The following is a 14,813-nucleotide window of genomic DNA, read 5'->3' as shown; positions in this document are numbered from 1 at the left end:
GTATAGAATCAGATAGTTCGAGTAGGCTATCACAATTTTTATTTAATGATAGCTATTCTCATTTGTGTTTTGACGAAAGTCAAGTGATTTACATGGAGCGTGTATGTCTGAATTGTCCCTGTTAGCGCTAATCGGGGTGCTGTCAATCAGTTGTCAGTGGTTAGCCTGGCGTTTAAAAACGCCGGCCATTTTACCGTTACTGGTATGCGGCCTGATTATTGGCCCCACGCTGGGCTGGCTGAACCCGGATCAACTGTTTGACGATTTGCTGTTTCCACTGGTTTCGCTGGCCGTTGCGGTGATCCTGTTTGAGGGCAGTCTGACACTTAAGTTTGAAGAAATTCGCGGCCATGGCCGCATGGTGACTAACCTGGTCAGCGTGGGTATGGTGGTGACCTGGATTGCCATTGGCGTGCTGACGCATTTTTTAATGGGCTGGGAGTGGGAACTGTCGGCGCTGTTCGGGGCGCTGGTGGTGGTCACCGGACCAACCGTTATTCAGCCGATGATACGCTCTATTCGGCCGATTAATAAGCTGGCGAATATTCTCCGTTGGGAAGGCATCATTATTGATCCGCTTGGCGCCTTGTTAGCCGTTTTGGTGTATGAATTTATCATCGCCAGCCAGGACGTGGCGTTTTTACACTCGCTGCAGGCGTTTGCCAAAACCATTGGTATTGGTTTTTTCTTTGGTTGGGTTGCGGCCAAGTTATTAGGCCTGGCGCTGGGCCGTGGCTGGTTTCCGCATTACCTGCAAAACGTCGCCACGCTGACCATCGTACTGGGTGTGTTTGCGCTGTCTAATGCAATTCAACAGGAATCGGGCTTGTTGACGGTAACGGTAATGGGTATGGCCATGGCCAACACCAAAAACCTGAACCTGGACGAGATCCTGGAGTTTAAAGAAACGCTCAGTGTGCTGTTGATTTCGGCATTGTTTATTATTCTGGCAGCGCGGCTGGACTATGCGCAGTTCGACGCACTGGGCCTGCCGGCGGTGATTTTGCTGGCTATTATTCTGTTTGCGGTGCGGCCGTTGGCGGTGTGGTTATCGGCTATTGGCACCGAGCTGCGCTTTAAAGACAAGGTGCTGCTGTCGTGGATTGCGCCACGCGGTATCGTAGCCGCAGCCGTGTCGGCGCTGTTTGCGTTAAAAATGGAGCAGTCCGGCTGGGACGGTGCGGAGTCGATTGTACCGCTGGTATTTTTGGTGATCATGACCACGGTGGTACTGCAAAGTCTTACCGCTAAGCCACTGGCGCGTTTACTGGGCGTAATTGAGCCGCCGGCGCGGGGCTTTTTGATATTTGGTGCTAACCAAATGGCGCGGGCCGTGGCTAAATCGTTGCAGGAACACGATGTACAGGTGCGCCTGGCCGATACCAACTGGGAGAACATTCGCAGCGCGCGCATGGATAACCTGCCGGTTTATTTTGGTAACCCGGCCTCGGAACACGCCTCTAATAATATCGATTTGACCGGTATTGGCCGGCTGTTAGTGATGTCGCCGTATAAGCAGCTAAACCCATTGGTTTCAGTGTATTATCAGGACTGGTTTGGCAGTAACAAAGTGCATGGCTTAAATAGCGGCGAATCGGACTTTCGGGCTAGCCATCAGTTATCGGAAGCTTATAAAACCACACTGAATTTGTTTGGCGAAAGCGTAACTTATTCTAAGTTAGCCAGCCTGCATTTTCAGGGCGCTAAAATGAAGTCGACGCCAATTACCGAGAACTTTAGTTTTGAGGATTACCAACAGCAGTACGGCGCCCGGGCGGTACCGATGTTTGCCATGGATGAACAGAAGAAGGTGCATATATTCAGCACCGAGCGTGAACTGAAGCCGATGCCGGGCTGGCTGGTTATTGCCATGATATCACCGGAGAAAGAGGCCGAAGAAGGTGGTCGTGACGACGAGTAATCGTTGCGTTTGCCCGGATTGTGACTGGGTTGTCGATGTACCCGTTACATCAACCGAGGTATTTAAATGCCCGCGCTGCGGGCATCGCCTGGGGGGCGGTGCGCCCGTTAGCGAGCGGCACACGCTGGCGTTAGCGCTGGCGGCGTTAATATTGGCATTGGTCAGCTTGTGGTTGCCGTTTGTCGGCTATTCCGCCAGTGGTGTATCGCAGACCATGAGCCTGCTGGATACCAGTGCCGAGTTATTGCACTTTCACGAACGCTTATTGGCGATACTGGTGCTATTCACGGTGTGGGTTGTGCCGGTTTTATATTTGCTGGCGATCTGCTGGATATTCACCCGTTTACTTGGTTCAGGGCCAGTGGGCCCGGTGACTCTCTATTTTATCCGGACCGTGGTGCAGCTGCGGGTATGGATGATGGCCGATGTGTTTTTGCTGGGTGCACTGGTGTCGCTGATTAAAATATCGGGGCTGGCGGCAGTGGAACTGGCGTCGGGTTTCTATACGTTTATTGCGTTTGTGGTGCTGCAGTTGTGGGTTGCCAATAATGTCAGCCGTTACCAATTGTGGCATCGGTTACCGCATCAGCAAGCGCCGCAATCCGAAGCCGGCAGGGCTGCCCATAACCAGGGTTTGAGCGGTTGTGTTTGTTGTCAGGCGCCGAATTCACGACAGCATAAAAAATGCTGGCGCTGCGGCGAAACGCTGTCGCTAACCCGCTGGCGTGGCTGGCGCTTAACCCTGGCGTTGTTAATTGCAGCGGCGTTATTGCTGGTACCTGCGCATGTATTACCGGTTATGGAAACAACGAGCTTTGGCCGCACCCAGCCCAATACCATAATCGGTGGCGTGCTGGAATTATGGCAAGGCGGCGATGCCCCTATTGCGATTATCGTATTTGTTGCTAGTTTGGTGATACCGGTGGCTAAAATCCTGACGTTGTTGGTGTTACTTTATGTTGCTGAACGCGGCAACGACAGTACCGTAAAAAACCGGGTGGTGTTGTATAAGGTCACTGACTGGATTGGTCGCTGGTCAATGATCGATATTTTCGTGGTTGCCGTGCTGGTAGCGCTGGTGCGCAGTGGGCAGTTGATGTCGGTGTATCCCGGTAACGCGGCGCTGGCGTTTGCGTTAACGGTGATATTGACCATGCTGGCAGCGATGACCTTTGACACGCGACGCTTTTTTATGCCGACAACAAAGTAAAGTGAAGGAATCAGGACGACCCATGAGCGCGATGAAAAACGTATTCTCACCCATCTGGCTTATCCCGCTATTGGCTTTGGCGGTAGCGCTGTGGATGGTGTGGCAGGAGAGTGCCGGCTCGGGGCCGCAAATAGAGGTGTTGATTAGCGATGCCGAGGGCCTTGAAGCAGGTAAAACGCCGGTGCGGGTGCGCAATGTGGACGTCGGTTTGGTTAGTGAAATCAGCCTGAGCGAGGACATGAGCGCGGCGGTGCTAACCATCGAAATGAACGAAAATACGCAGCGCATGTTGGCCGAAGATAGTCGTTTATGGGTGGTTAAACCGCGTATTGGCCGGCAGGGCGTTAGTGGCTTATCCACCTTGCTGTCCGGCGCTTATATACGGCTACAGCCGGGGTCATCAGAGCAGACAGCGACGCGTTTTGAGGCGTTGGAAGAGCCGCCGGTAACACCGCAACAAACGCCGGGACGGCGTATTACGCTGACCAGCTCGGTTAATAGTGCGGTTGTAGTCGGTGATACCGTGCAATATAACGGCCTGTCGGTGGGGCAGGTCGAAAAGGTTGATTTTAACGTTGATGACCGCAGCATGCGCTACCAGGTGTTTATTGAACAGCCCTATGACGAGTTATTGACCGAGAATACGCGTTTTTGGTTGCAAAGCGGTTTATCGCTGCGCTGGAATGCCAATGGTCTGGACGTGTCGCTGGGTTCTTTCGAGTCATTGCTGGGCGCGGGGATTAATTTTGGCGTGCCTGAAGGGCAGCCGAGCGGCGCTAAAATGACTGAGGAACGCTCGTTTGAGTTATTTGCCAGTGCCGAGGCTGCGCGGCAACAAGGCTTTGTTAATGGCATCGATTATGTGATTTTACTGGATGAGTCGGTTGCCGGCCTGGAAGAAGGCGCGCCGGTTCAATTTAAGGGCGTTCGCGTGGGCACGGTGCTTAAAGTGCCGCTGCGCTGGAACCCCACCGACAGTGACAAAGCGCCGTTAAAACAGATCCCGGTATTAGTACGTTACGAGCCGGAACGCATGGATGGACTGGTGCCTGATACCGACATCGGCTATTGGCGTGAACGATTACCGGAGCTGTTTGAACAGGGCTTGCGAGCCAATATCCGGGCCTCAAACTTACTGACCAACACCTTGTATGTCGACTTACGCTTTTATCCCGAAACCGAATTGCAGGCGCAGTCTGAATTTGCCGGTTACCCGGTGATGCCGTCGATGGTCAGTGACTTTAGCCGCTTAGAAGAAAAGCTGAACCAATTGCTGGATAAATTTAATGATCTGGAGCTTGAACAGAGCCTGACCGAATTTAGTGAGGCGATGGCCGCGACGGAGCAGAGCGCCGACGAGATTGAAGCTTTGGCACAGTCAGTAGCGGCCATTGTCGAGCAGCCGGGCATGCAACAGTTACCGCAGCTATTGCAGGATAATTTAACCCAATTAGAGCGGCTGTTAAGTAGCGTTGATGATGGTTCGGCCACACGCCGTCAGTTGCACAGAACCTTATCTAATATCGAGGCGTTAACGCGCGACTTAAAACCGCTTGCGGAGCAGTTACGTGAACAGCCGAATTCGCTAATTTTTGATGCCGAAAAGCCGGCCGATCCGGAGCCTAAAGCCCATGATTAAATTGATTCCGAGTATTGCTGTTGCGTTGGTTTCTCTGGTGGCCCTGAGTGGCTGTGCCAGTCAACTTGATAGTGTTAAAGGTGAGTATCGTTTGCCGCTGTTAAACAGCAGCCCGGAGCAGGTGTGCAGTGCGGCGCAGCGGCAGGTTGTGGTAAGTGACTTGATGCTCAGCGATGGTATTTTGCTGCAACAGAGCGCAACCCGCATTCATGCAGCTCGCCATCACCGCTGGAGTGGCTCGCTGGAACAGCAGTTACAACAAAGCGTACAGCGGGTTTTAAGTGAGCCGCACTGCAACGGCGAGCTAGTTATTCAGGTTATGGATTTTTATGGTGACGATGAAGGCAACGCAGTCGTCACAGGACATTGGCTTTATCGCCAAGACGACACGCAAATCGAACAAACCTTTAGCCAGCGGCAGCCGTTAACCAACGATGGTTACGAGGCGTTGGTTATGGCGCTTAACCAGGCCTGGAGCGATACGCTAAAACAAATTAAAAGCGCCATTCCCAACTGATTCGCGCGCCTATGTCGTCGGTATTGGCGCCGGCGCGCTCATTGTCATTGTATTCAAAACCAATATTTAACAAGCCACCGAACACCGGTTGTGAGCGTTGCAATAATGCCTGTGTCTGGTTGCTGTCATCGGCAAGGCTGGAATAAGCCAGTTGCGCGGTCCAGCCGCTGCCGTCTGCTGCAAATAGTCGGTAACTGAGTGATAGCGTGCGGCTGTCGGGCGCAAAAGACGAGCCCAGGTTGCGTTGGTGATGCTGATAAAACGGCTGGGTCGAAACGCGTGGCAAACGCTGATAGAAGTTGTGACTTTCTGTATCGGTGTATTCCGCTACCAGGGTGTGACGCATTTGCTGAGCGCTGAATATCGATGCATTAAACTGCCATTCACCACCGACTGTAAATGCAGGGTTCTCACCTTCTTCTAACTGGCCGTCAAAGCCAACTTCTGCATAAGCGGCAAAATGATGCTGTTGCCAATGCCAGCCTTTACGCAGATCCAGGCTGACCATGGTGTTGTCTGGTATTGCGCTGTTTACAACGGTCTTACTCGTCTGGTGCACGGCACTAAGCCCGGCCTGAAGGCCCCATTGCAATTGGGTGGCAGCGCGCAGGCCGAGGACTTCGCGCGACACATTAATATTACCTAACCGGGTTTCGTTATAGCCAACAAAGGTGCTGACATGTAGCGGGTTAAGGCCGATGGGGGCGAAGTCGGGACTATAATCGAGCCGCAGTTTAGTTAGTGGCCGGGCGTTGGTCGACATCAGCAGGCTGCTGTGTTGTGCAGGTCCCCACCACAGCGGTTGTGCGTCCAGCGACAGGCTGACGTCGCCAAAGTTATAGGCCAGATAGCTGCCATCCAGCGTCTGTTCGTTGTCGTCTTCGTATGGGTCCCAGCGGTGATTGATCTGTAACCTTGCGGCAAAGTGCTCGCCTTTAAAATGCCTTGCTACGCTTAGACTGCCGCGCTCTTGCACACTGCGACCAAAGCGGTTTACCCAGGGCGCTTCGCTACTGGCTTGTAGTTTTAAGTAGGTTTGCGGTCCGCTCTGGGCATTGCGCAGATAATGACGCACCTGTAATAAGGCAAGTTGTTGGGTATCGTTAAGCTGCTGTGTATCAATGGTATCCAGTTCCAGCAAAATCGCTCGCCATGGCATGGGTAATTGCTGTAGTGGTGTATTAATCAGACCGGCATCGACCAGCACATTCAGACTGTTTCTGAGATCCTGGTTATCGGCACTGATATAGACAGAAGACTGCGCCTGAGGGGATACCAAGCCCAGTCCGGTGGCCAGGATAATTGCAGAAAACAACGACTTGCGCACAGAGAGTCCCTTATAATTGTTTTTGATGCCAATGCACGAATAACGCTATGATGCCAGAAGCATTGGTGAATAGACAATCCTATAATTTTTATGGCGTGCTTTGAGCGTGTTTTGATAGAGTGCAGCCGGGTAATAACTGAGAGAGCAAATTTTGAAACGAGTAGCGTGGCTGATTAGTTTATTGTCGGTAGTGTTAGTGAGTTGTTCACCGGCACCGCAATCAACAACTGAAAGTGGCTTAGATACGACGATGCAGCAATTAGATCTGCAGTTACTGCCGAATGAGCAATGGCGTTTGAGCGCCGCGGTTATTGAGCTGAGTTTTTGTCGTAATCCGGTTAACGAGGCGTTACTGGCGTCGCAGATGGAATTGAATAATTGGCGTTTGACGGGCGATGAGACTGCGTTTCCGCCTTATCGCAAGGATGGTTTGCAGCAGTTACAGCAGGTGCTTGCCGGGCAGCCGTTTATGCTATGGCAGACCGATGGCACGGTCAGCGCCCAGCGCTATCGACTGGTGATGCCGGCATCGGCATCGAAGGGAGATGTAGCCGAACAGTTGTTTCCGGCGGTGGCGACGCTGGCATCCAAGCGTGTGATTTGTCACACGGCGGTAATTGAGCAGTAAGGAGTTTAGAGATGAAGATGCGCGAGCAGATTGAGCAAAAGTTACAGCAGGAGTTCGCACCGCTGCATTTGCAGGTGGATGATGAGAGTTATATGCACGCTAGTGGCCGCGAAGCGCAATCGCATTTTAAGGTGACCATGGTGAGCGAAGCGTTTTCCGATAAACGCTTATTGCAACGCCACCGGGCGATTAACAAAGTGCTGGCAGAAGAACTACAACAAATCCACGCGCTGGCGCTGCACACCTACACCCCCGACGAATGGCAAGGCCAGGCCCCGGATTCGCCTAATTGTATGGGTGGCGGGCGTTAGCCCGTAAAAATGGTATGATCTGTTAAACTGCGCAAACCAGCTACAATAAGACCAAATTCAAAATAGGGAAAGTCTACTATGGTGATCAAACCGAAGATTCGTGGTTTTATCTGCACCAACTCTCATCCTGTGGGTTGTGCGGAGAACGTGCGGCGTCAGGTCGAATGGATAAAACAACAGCCAACGGTTGAAAACGGGCCGAAAAATGTATTGGTTATCGGCTGTTCGACCGGTTATGGACTGGCATCGCGCATTACTGCTGCGTTTGGCAGCGGCGCCGCGACGGTGGGCGTGTGTTTCGAAAAAGAGCCCACTGAAAAACGCACCGGCACCGCAGGTTGGTACAATACTGCGGCCTTCCATCAGCAAGCCGATCAGGCAGGGCTTCAGTACCACTCAATCAACGGCGATGCATTCTCGGACGAAATCAAACAAGAGACTATCGATTACATCAAAGCCAATATGGGCAAAATTGATTTGGTCGTTTACAGCCTGGCTTCGCCTAAGCGCAAAGACCCGGAAACCGGCGAACTGCACAGTTCTGTATTAAAACCGGTAGGCAAGCAATACACCACCAAAACCTACCACACCGACCGTGACGAAGTGCACGATGTAACGCTTGACCCGGCGACTGAAGAAGACATCGCCAACACCATTAAAGTGATGGGGGGCGAAGACTGGGAGCGCTGGATTAAACAACTGCATGATGCCGGTGTGCTGGCGCAGGATTGTCAGACCACGGCTTACACCTATATTGGTAAAAAACTGACCTGGCCAATTTATGGCCATGCCACCATCGGCCGGGCCAAAGAAGATCTTGACCGTGCGTCAACGCAACTTGACAAAAACTATCAGGATATCAACCTGAAAGCTTATGTTTCGTCGCTTAAAGCGTTGGTTACCCAAGCCAGTTCTGCGATTCCGGTGATGCCTTTGTACATCTCGTTAATTTATAAGGTGATGAAACAAGAAGGCACGCACGAGGGCTGTATTGAACAAATCTACCGCCTCTTCACCGAAGGCTTGTATGCCGCGGATCCGGAGCTGGACAGCGAAGGGCGCTTGCATATGGATGGCTACGAAACCAACGATGCGACGCAGGCAAAAATTGAAGCCCTTTGGGATAAGGTAACCCAGGACAACTTCCACCAATTGGCAGACTACGAAGGTTACCATCAGGACTTTTTAAATCTGTTTGGTTTTGGCTTCGATAACGTTGACTACGAAGCTGATGTTAATCCAAAAGTTAACTGGTAAGCGCACCTGAAAAAGTGTTAAAATCCGCCCGATAAGTGTGGAATACGTTTTTAAGTTACGGAGTTTGGCTGTCGCGTAGCCGTTGCCATGCTCGGTAACTTATTGATTTTTCAGGTTTCTAGCCCTAACCGGCTGGTTGTGATGAATCTTCCCTAACGAGTAGTGCAAACGCATATGATTACTATCAAGAAAGGGCTGGATATCCCGATTAAGGGAGCCCCCCAGCAGCAAGTATCCGACGGTAAGGCCGTGACGACGGTCGCTACCCTGGGAGAAGAGTACGTCGGTATGCGCCCGACCATGCACGTTAAAGTTGATGAGCGTGTGAAAAAAGGTCAAGTGATTTTCGAAGACAAGAAAAATCCGGGCGTTAAATATACGGCTCCTGCAGCGGGTGTTGTAAAAGACATTCCTCGTGGCGAACGCCGCGTTCTGCAAGCCGTTGTTGTCGAGTGTGATGGTGACGAGCAAATCACCTTCGAAAAATTCGATAGCGACAAACTCGACTCATTGGGTCGCGACAAAGTTCAGGAAATCCTCATTGAGTCTGGTCAATGGCCAGCGCTCAGAACCCGCCCCTACAGCAAGGCGCCGGCAGTTGACGCAGAAGCTTCGGCTATTTTCGTTAACGCTATGGACACCAATCCGCTGTGCATGGATCCGACGCTGTTTATTAACGAACACAAGCAGGCTTTCGTTGATGGCTTAAAAGTGCTGTCAAACTTAACTGACGGTAAAGTGTTCGTGGTTAAAGCGGGCGATGCTGAAGTGGATACCGGCGACGCTAAGGTTCAGCTTGAATCTTTTGGCGGCGTGCATCCGGCTGGCTTGGTCGGTACCCATATGCACTTTTTGCACCCGGTTAGCTTAAAGCGTCCGGCATGGCATATTGGTTACCAGGATGTTGTGGCATTCGGTAAGCTCTTTACCACCGGTGAAATCTTCACCGATCGGATGGTGGCATTAGCGGGCGAAGGCGTTAAAGAGCCTCGCGTTTTGCGTACTCGCATGGGCGCCAACTTACGTGAGTTGAGCGATGGCGAACTGCAAGGCGATAATAACCGTATTATCAGTGGCTCGGTGCTTAATGGTCATAAAGTGGACGACGCCCATCAATGGTTGGGTCGCTTCCACACACAAGTGAGCGTTATCCCTGAGGGTAACCACAAAGAATTCTTGGGTTGGATCCGTCCGGGCTCAGACTTGCACTCGATTACCCGAGCTTATGCCGGTCATTTCAATCCGAAGAAGCTGTTCAGCATGACCACATCAATGAACGGCTCGTCTCGTTCAATGGTACCGATTGGTAACTATGAACGCATTATGCCGTTGGACATCGTACCGACGTTATTGCTGCGTGATTTGTTGTCAGGCGATACCGATGAAGCTCAGCAACTGGGTTGCTTAGAGTTGGACGAGGAAGACTTGGCATTGTGCACATATGTTTGCCCTGGGAAGTACGAGTACGGCCCGGTGCTGCGCGATTGTCTCACTAAGATTGAGAAAGAAGGCTAACCATGAGCTTGAAAGATACACTCGAGCGTATTGAGCCGCAGTTCGAAAAGGGCGGCAAATACGAAAAGTGGTACGCGCTGTATGAAGCGGTAGCCACTATCTTGTACACGCCAGGTACGGTGACGCAGTCTCGCACACACGTTCGTGACCGCATCGACCTTAAGCGTATTATGATCCTGGTGTGGATGATGACGTTCCCGGCGATGTTCTGGGGCATGTACAACGTTGGTAACCAGGCCGCGATGGCTTTAGCTGAAGGCTACCAGTTAGCTGACGTTTGGCAGGTGGGCTTGTTCCAGTTGCTGGGCGGTGAGCTGGGTGCTGACGCCGGTTGGGGCGCGAAAATGTGGTACGGTGCCTGCTGGTATCTGCCTATCTACGCGGTCACCTTTATTGTCGGTGGTTTCTGGGAAGTCCTGTTTGCGAGCATTCGTAAGCACGAAGTCAACGAAGGATTCTTCGTTACCTCGGTACTGTTCTCATTGATCCTGCCTGCAACCACGCCACTGTGGCAGGTTGCACTGGGTATTACCTTTGGTGTTGTCATTGGTAAAGAGATCTTTGGTGGTACCGGCCGTAACTTCCTTAACCCGGCACTGACGGGTCGTGCATTCCTGTACTTCGCCTATCCGGCGAGCATGTCTGGTGACTCTATCTGGACAGCAGTTGACGGTTTCTCTGGCGCGACTAACCTGGGTGCTGCGGCACTGGGTAACCTGGACTACGGTAACACCGAATTATGGTGGGACGCGTTTTTAGGTAACATCCAGGGCTCTGTGGGTGAAGTATCAACGCTGATGATTTTAATCGGTGGTTTAGCACTGATTTACTTCCGCATTGCCTCATGGCGTATCGTATCCGGCGTATTCGTGGGTATGGTGCTGTTCTCTGGCCTGTTAAATCTGATTGGCAGCGACAGTAACCCAATGTTTGCGATGCCGTGGTACTGGCACTTAGTATTGGGTGGTTTTGCCTTTGCGATGATGTTTATGGCAACCGATCCGGTGTCGGCATCATTCACCAACAAAGGTAAATTCGCTTACGGTCTGTTAATTGGTTTTATGACGGTCATGATCCGCGTAATTAACCCGGCATTCCCGGAAGGTATTATGCTGGCCATCTTGTTCGCGAACGTTTTTGCACCGCTGTTTGACTACTTTGTAGCACAGGCAAACATTAAACGGAGGTTAGCACGCAATGGCTAGTAAGAACGAAAGTTTAGGCAAAACGATAGGTGTTGTGCTGGCGCTTTGTTTGGTGTGTTCAATTCTGGTTGCGGGGTCAGCGGTAGCGCTTAAACCAATGCAGGAAAAGAACGCGGCGCTGGCGATGCAGCGTCACATCCTGAACGCGGCAGGCATCTTAGAAGCCGGTATGGATATTCCTTCTGTCTACGACGAGCGTATTAAAGCGCACGTCGTTAGTTTGGAAGATTATCAAGTGGTGCAGGACAAAGACCCGAAGGACTTTGATAACCGCAAAGCGGCCGGCGACCCGGAAACCAGCACCAAACTTGATAAAAGTACGGATATTGCTGGTTTAGGTACCATGGAAAACATGACCGAAGTTTATCTGGTGATGGACGAAAATGGCAACCGTAACGGTGCGGTGCTGCACATCCGCGGGCAAGGCCTGTGGGGCACAATGTACGGTCTTATCTCGTTAGAAGACGACATGAGTACCGTGCGTGGTGTTCACTTTTACGAACATTCAGAAACACCGGGGCTTGGTGGTGAAATCACTAATCCTGCTTGGGTAAAAACCTGGGAAGGCAAGGAGCTTTACGGTGACGACGGAAAAGTGAAGTTTGATTTGGTTAAAGGCGGTGCGTCTAACGAGCACGAAGTTGATGCGCTTTCAGGTGCCACCTTAACCAGTAACGGCGTTGATGCGACCATCGATTTTTGGATGAGCGAAAAAGCATATGGTCCGTTACTCGATAAACTTCGCAAAGGAGAGCTGACCAATGGCTAGTGCAAAAGAAATGAAGTCCGTTTTATTCGGACCGATCTTCGCGAATAACCCCATCGCACTGCAGATCCTGGGTATCTGTTCAGCGTTGGCGGTAACCTCTAAAATGAGTAACACCCTGGTTATGTGTATCGCGCTGACCGCGGTTGTTGCTGCATCGAACTTTTTCATCTCGATTATTCGTAATCACATTCCATCGAGTGTACGAATTATCGTACAGATGACCATTATCGCGAGTCTGGTTATTGTTGTTGACCAGGTATTGCGGGCTTATGCCTACGAAATATCCCGTGAGCTATCGGTATTCGTTGGTTTGATTATTACCAACTGTATCGTTATGGGTCGTGCCGAAGCTTACGCGATGAAGAGCACGCCGTTTATGTCCTTGCTGGACGGCATCGGTAACGGCTTAGGCTACTCTGTGGTATTGCTTGTGGTTGGTTTTGTGCGTGAGCTGTTTGGTTCAGGTAGTTTGTTCGATGTGCAAATTATGCCATTGGTATCGGAAGGTGGTTGGTACGAGCCGGTTGGCTTGCTGCTGATGCCGCCAAGTGCATTCTTTATCATCGGCGGCTTTATCTGGGTACTACGTACGTTCTACCCTGACCAAGTCGAACCTAAGGAGTAATGGCCATGGAACAATATATTAACCTGTTCATCCGCGCGATTTTTATCGAAAACTTAGCGCTGTCATTCTTCTTGGGCATGTGTACCTTTTTGGCGGTGTCTAAAAAGGTAAAAACAGCCTTTGGTTTGGGTGTCGCGGTTATCGTTGTACTGGGTATTTCGGTACCGGTAAACAACTTGGTTTATCACAACATTCTGGCACCTGGTGCATTAGACTGGGCAGGCTTTCCGGATGCGGACTTAAGCTTCTTGCGGTTCCTGACCTTTATCGGTGTTATCGCTGCATTGGTACAGATCCTGGAAATGACGCTGGATAAATACGTACCGGCATTGTACAACGCCTTGGGTATCTTCCTGCCGCTTATCACCGTTAACTGCGCCATATTTGGTGGTGTGTCGTTCATGGTTGAACGTGACTACAACTTTGGCGAGTCGGTAGTTTACGGTATCGGCAGTGGCGTTGGCTGGTGTCTGGCGATTGTTGCCTTGGCAGCGGTGCGCGAGAAACTCAAGTATGCTGACGTACCCGATGGTTTGCGTGGTTTAGGCGCAACCTTTATGTCGGTCGGTCTTATTGGTTTGGGCTTTATGTCGTTCTCCGGCGTATCTCTTTAATCCAGTGTGTTGAATCAGTAAACGTTAAAGGTACGAATCGATGGATATTACTCTGATAGCGCTCGGTGTAGGGATGTTTACCATCATCGTACTGATTTTGGTGGCGATCATTATGGTCGCCAAATCAAAGTTAGTACCGCAGGGCGATGTAGAAATCCTGATTAACGAGGACGAAGAGAAGAAGATTGTTACCCAGCCGGGTACGAAACTGCTTGGCGCGTTGGCCAATGCCGGTATCTTCGTTTCTTCTGCCTGTGGTGGTGGTGGCTCTTGTGGTCAGTGCCGAGTAACGATTAAAGAAGGTGGTGGTGATATTCTGCCAACCGAGCTTGATCATATTACCAAACGCGAAGCGCGCGAAGGTGTGCGTTTGTCTTGCCAGGTTAACGTTAAGCAAGACATGAAAATTGAACTGCCGGAAGAAATCTTTGGTATCAAGAAGTGGGATTGTACGGTTAAGTCTAACGACAACGTTGCAACCTTTATCAAAGAGTTTGTGGTGCAGTTGCCGGAAGGCGAAGACGTGCCGTTCCGTGCCGGTGGTTATATTCAGATTGAAGCTCCGCCGCATCATATTAAGTACAAAGACTTTGACATTGCGCCTGAGTACCGTGGTGACTGGGAACGCTTTGGCTTCTTAGATGTAGAATCTAAAGTGGACGAAGAAGTTATCCGTGCGTATTCAATGGCTAACTACCCGGAAGAGAAAGGCATTATCATGCTGAACGTTCGTTGTGCGACACCGCCACCGAACGACTTGAGTCTGCCGGCAGGTAAAATGTCATCGTACATCTTTAGCCTGAAGGCGGGTGATAAAGTCACTATCTCCGGTCCATTTGGTGAGTTCTTTGCTAAAGACACCGAAGCTGAAATGGTCTTCATCGGTGGTGGTGCCGGTATGGCGCCGATGCGTTCGCACATTTTTGACCAGCTGCGTCGCTTAAATACCAATCGTAAGATCAGCTTCTGGTATGGTGCACGTTCACTGCGCGAAATGTTCTATGTTGAAGATTTCGATATGTTGCAGGAAGAGAACGACAACTTTGAGTGGCACGTGGCCTTGTCGGATCCTCAACCAGAAGATAACTGGGATGGTGATACGGGCTTTATCCACAACGTGCTTTATGAGCGTTATCTGAAAGATCACGACGCACCTGAAGACTGTGAGTTCTACATGTGTGGTCCGCCGGTGATGAACGCGGCGGTCATCAACATGTTGCACGAGCTTGGTGTTGAAGATGAAAACATCATGCTGGATGACTTTGGTGGTTAAGC

14 protein-coding genes are annotated in these 14,813 nt (G+C 51.1%); 13 read left to right on the top strand and 1 reads right to left on the bottom strand.

Going from position 1 to position 14,813, the window contains the following annotated elements; all coding sequences use genetic code 11:
* Positions 1-103: 103 nt before the first annotated feature.
* The 4 genes from KZ771_RS07115 to KZ771_RS07100 are packed head-to-tail and all read left to right on the top strand — an operon-like array spanning position 104 to position 5,287.
* Positions 104-1,921, top strand: coding sequence for a sodium:proton antiporter (locus tag KZ771_RS07115; RefSeq protein ID WP_290654775.1), 1,818 nt, complete (start codon positions 104-106; stop codon positions 1,919-1,921).
* Positions 1,908-3,131, top strand: a complete 1,224-nt coding sequence (locus KZ771_RS07110) for a PqiA/YebS family transporter subunit (RefSeq protein WP_290654774.1) — start codon at positions 1,908-1,910, stop codon at positions 3,129-3,131. Before KZ771_RS07115 ends, KZ771_RS07110 begins: the two co-directional genes overlap by 14 nt.
* Before the next feature lie 22 nt (positions 3,132-3,153).
* The gene (gene pqiB, locus KZ771_RS07105) at positions 3,154-4,770 is read left to right on the top strand and encodes an intermembrane transport protein PqiB (protein WP_290654773.1); all 1,617 of its coding nucleotides are present in this window, start codon (positions 3,154-3,156) and stop codon (positions 4,768-4,770) included.
* A complete protein-coding gene (locus KZ771_RS07100) occupies positions 4,763-5,287 on the top strand; it encodes an ABC-type transport auxiliary lipoprotein family protein (RefSeq protein WP_290654772.1) in 525 nt (174 codons plus the stop codon). Before pqiB ends, KZ771_RS07100 begins: the two co-directional genes overlap by 8 nt.
* On the opposite strand, the gene KZ771_RS07095 is transcribed toward KZ771_RS07100, so the two are convergent.
* Positions 5,265-6,614, bottom strand: coding sequence for a capsule assembly Wzi family protein (locus tag KZ771_RS07095; RefSeq protein ID WP_290654771.1), 1,350 nt, complete (start codon positions 6,612-6,614; stop codon positions 5,265-5,267). The genes KZ771_RS07100 and KZ771_RS07095 overlap by 23 nt on opposite strands.
* Before the next feature lie 151 nt (positions 6,615-6,765).
* Here KZ771_RS07095 and KZ771_RS07090 point away from each other — a divergent pair, with 151 nt between their 5' ends.
* The 9 genes from KZ771_RS07090 (at position 6,766) to nqrF (ending at position 14,811) form a co-directional block, all read left to right on the top strand.
* Complete coding sequence (locus KZ771_RS07090) at positions 6,766-7,242, top strand: hypothetical protein (RefSeq protein WP_290570320.1); 477 nt, start codon at positions 6,766-6,768, stop codon at positions 7,240-7,242.
* 11 nt (positions 7,243-7,253) lie between these two features.
* Positions 7,254-7,553: a BolA/IbaG family iron-sulfur metabolism protein gene (locus KZ771_RS07085; RefSeq protein ID WP_290570322.1), complete on the top strand. Its 300-nt coding sequence runs from the start codon at positions 7,254-7,256 to the stop codon at positions 7,551-7,553.
* Between the two features lie 78 nt (positions 7,554-7,631).
* Positions 7,632-8,810, top strand: a complete 1,179-nt coding sequence (fabV, locus tag KZ771_RS07080; protein ID WP_290570324.1) for an enoyl-ACP reductase FabV — start codon at positions 7,632-7,634, stop codon at positions 8,808-8,810.
* Positions 8,811-8,984: 174 nt separating this feature from the next.
* Positions 8,985-10,325, top strand: a complete 1,341-nt coding sequence (locus KZ771_RS07075) for a Na(+)-translocating NADH-quinone reductase subunit A (protein WP_290570326.1) — start codon at positions 8,985-8,987, stop codon at positions 10,323-10,325.
* 2 nt (positions 10,326-10,327) lie between these two features.
* Complete coding sequence (locus tag KZ771_RS07070) at positions 10,328-11,530, top strand: NADH:ubiquinone reductase (Na(+)-transporting) subunit B (protein WP_133539027.1); 1,203 nt, start codon at positions 10,328-10,330, stop codon at positions 11,528-11,530.
* On the top strand, positions 11,523-12,299 hold the full coding sequence (locus KZ771_RS07065) for a Na(+)-translocating NADH-quinone reductase subunit C (RefSeq protein WP_290654770.1): 777 nt from the start codon (positions 11,523-11,525) through the stop codon (positions 12,297-12,299). Before KZ771_RS07070 ends, KZ771_RS07065 begins: the two co-directional genes overlap by 8 nt.
* Positions 12,292-12,924, top strand: a complete 633-nt coding sequence (locus KZ771_RS07060; RefSeq protein WP_290654769.1) for an NADH:ubiquinone reductase (Na(+)-transporting) subunit D — start codon at positions 12,292-12,294, stop codon at positions 12,922-12,924. Before KZ771_RS07065 ends, KZ771_RS07060 begins: the two co-directional genes overlap by 8 nt.
* Positions 12,925-12,929: 5 nt before the next feature.
* Entirely contained in the window at positions 12,930-13,538 is a 609-nt protein-coding gene (gene nqrE / locus KZ771_RS07055) for an NADH:ubiquinone reductase (Na(+)-transporting) subunit E (protein WP_133539030.1), read from the top strand.
* 46 nt (positions 13,539-13,584) lie between these two features.
* Positions 13,585-14,811, top strand: a complete 1,227-nt coding sequence (nqrF, locus tag KZ771_RS07050; protein WP_290654820.1) for an NADH:ubiquinone reductase (Na(+)-transporting) subunit F — start codon at positions 13,585-13,587, stop codon at positions 14,809-14,811.
* Positions 14,812-14,813: the final 2 nt, after the last annotated feature.

Origin of the sequence: Idiomarina sp., assembly GCF_019431395.1 — a bacterium.
Lineage (GTDB): Bacteria > Pseudomonadota > Gammaproteobacteria > Enterobacterales > Alteromonadaceae > Idiomarina.
The sequence above is the reverse complement of the archived record's forward strand: the minus strand, read 5'-3'. Positions and strand labels throughout refer to the sequence as shown.

Excerpts from the sequence above, each read along its gene's own strand:
- KZ771_RS07115 (WP_290654775.1), top strand. The coding sequence starts at position 104 with ATGTCTGAATTGTCCCTGTTAGCGCTAATCGGGGTGCTGTCAATCAGT.
- pqiB (WP_290654773.1), top strand. The coding sequence starts at position 3,154 with ATGAGCGCGATGAAAAACGTATTCTCACCCATCTGGCTTATCCCGCTA.
- KZ771_RS07100 (WP_290654772.1), top strand. The coding sequence starts at position 4,763 with ATGATTAAATTGATTCCGAGTATTGCTGTTGCGTTGGTTTCTCTGGTG.
- KZ771_RS07085 (WP_290570322.1), top strand. The coding sequence starts at position 7,254 with ATGAAGATGCGCGAGCAGATTGAGCAAAAGTTACAGCAGGAGTTCGCA.
- fabV (WP_290570324.1), top strand. The coding sequence starts at position 7,632 with ATGGTGATCAAACCGAAGATTCGTGGTTTTATCTGCACCAACTCTCAT.
- KZ771_RS07075 (WP_290570326.1), top strand. The coding sequence starts at position 8,985 with ATGATTACTATCAAGAAAGGGCTGGATATCCCGATTAAGGGAGCCCCC.
- KZ771_RS07070 (WP_133539027.1), top strand. The coding sequence starts at position 10,328 with ATGAGCTTGAAAGATACACTCGAGCGTATTGAGCCGCAGTTCGAAAAG.
- KZ771_RS07065 (WP_290654770.1), top strand. The coding sequence starts at position 11,523 with ATGGCTAGTAAGAACGAAAGTTTAGGCAAAACGATAGGTGTTGTGCTG.
- KZ771_RS07060 (WP_290654769.1), top strand. The coding sequence starts at position 12,292 with ATGGCTAGTGCAAAAGAAATGAAGTCCGTTTTATTCGGACCGATCTTC.
- nqrE (WP_133539030.1), top strand. The coding sequence starts at position 12,930 with ATGGAACAATATATTAACCTGTTCATCCGCGCGATTTTTATCGAAAAC.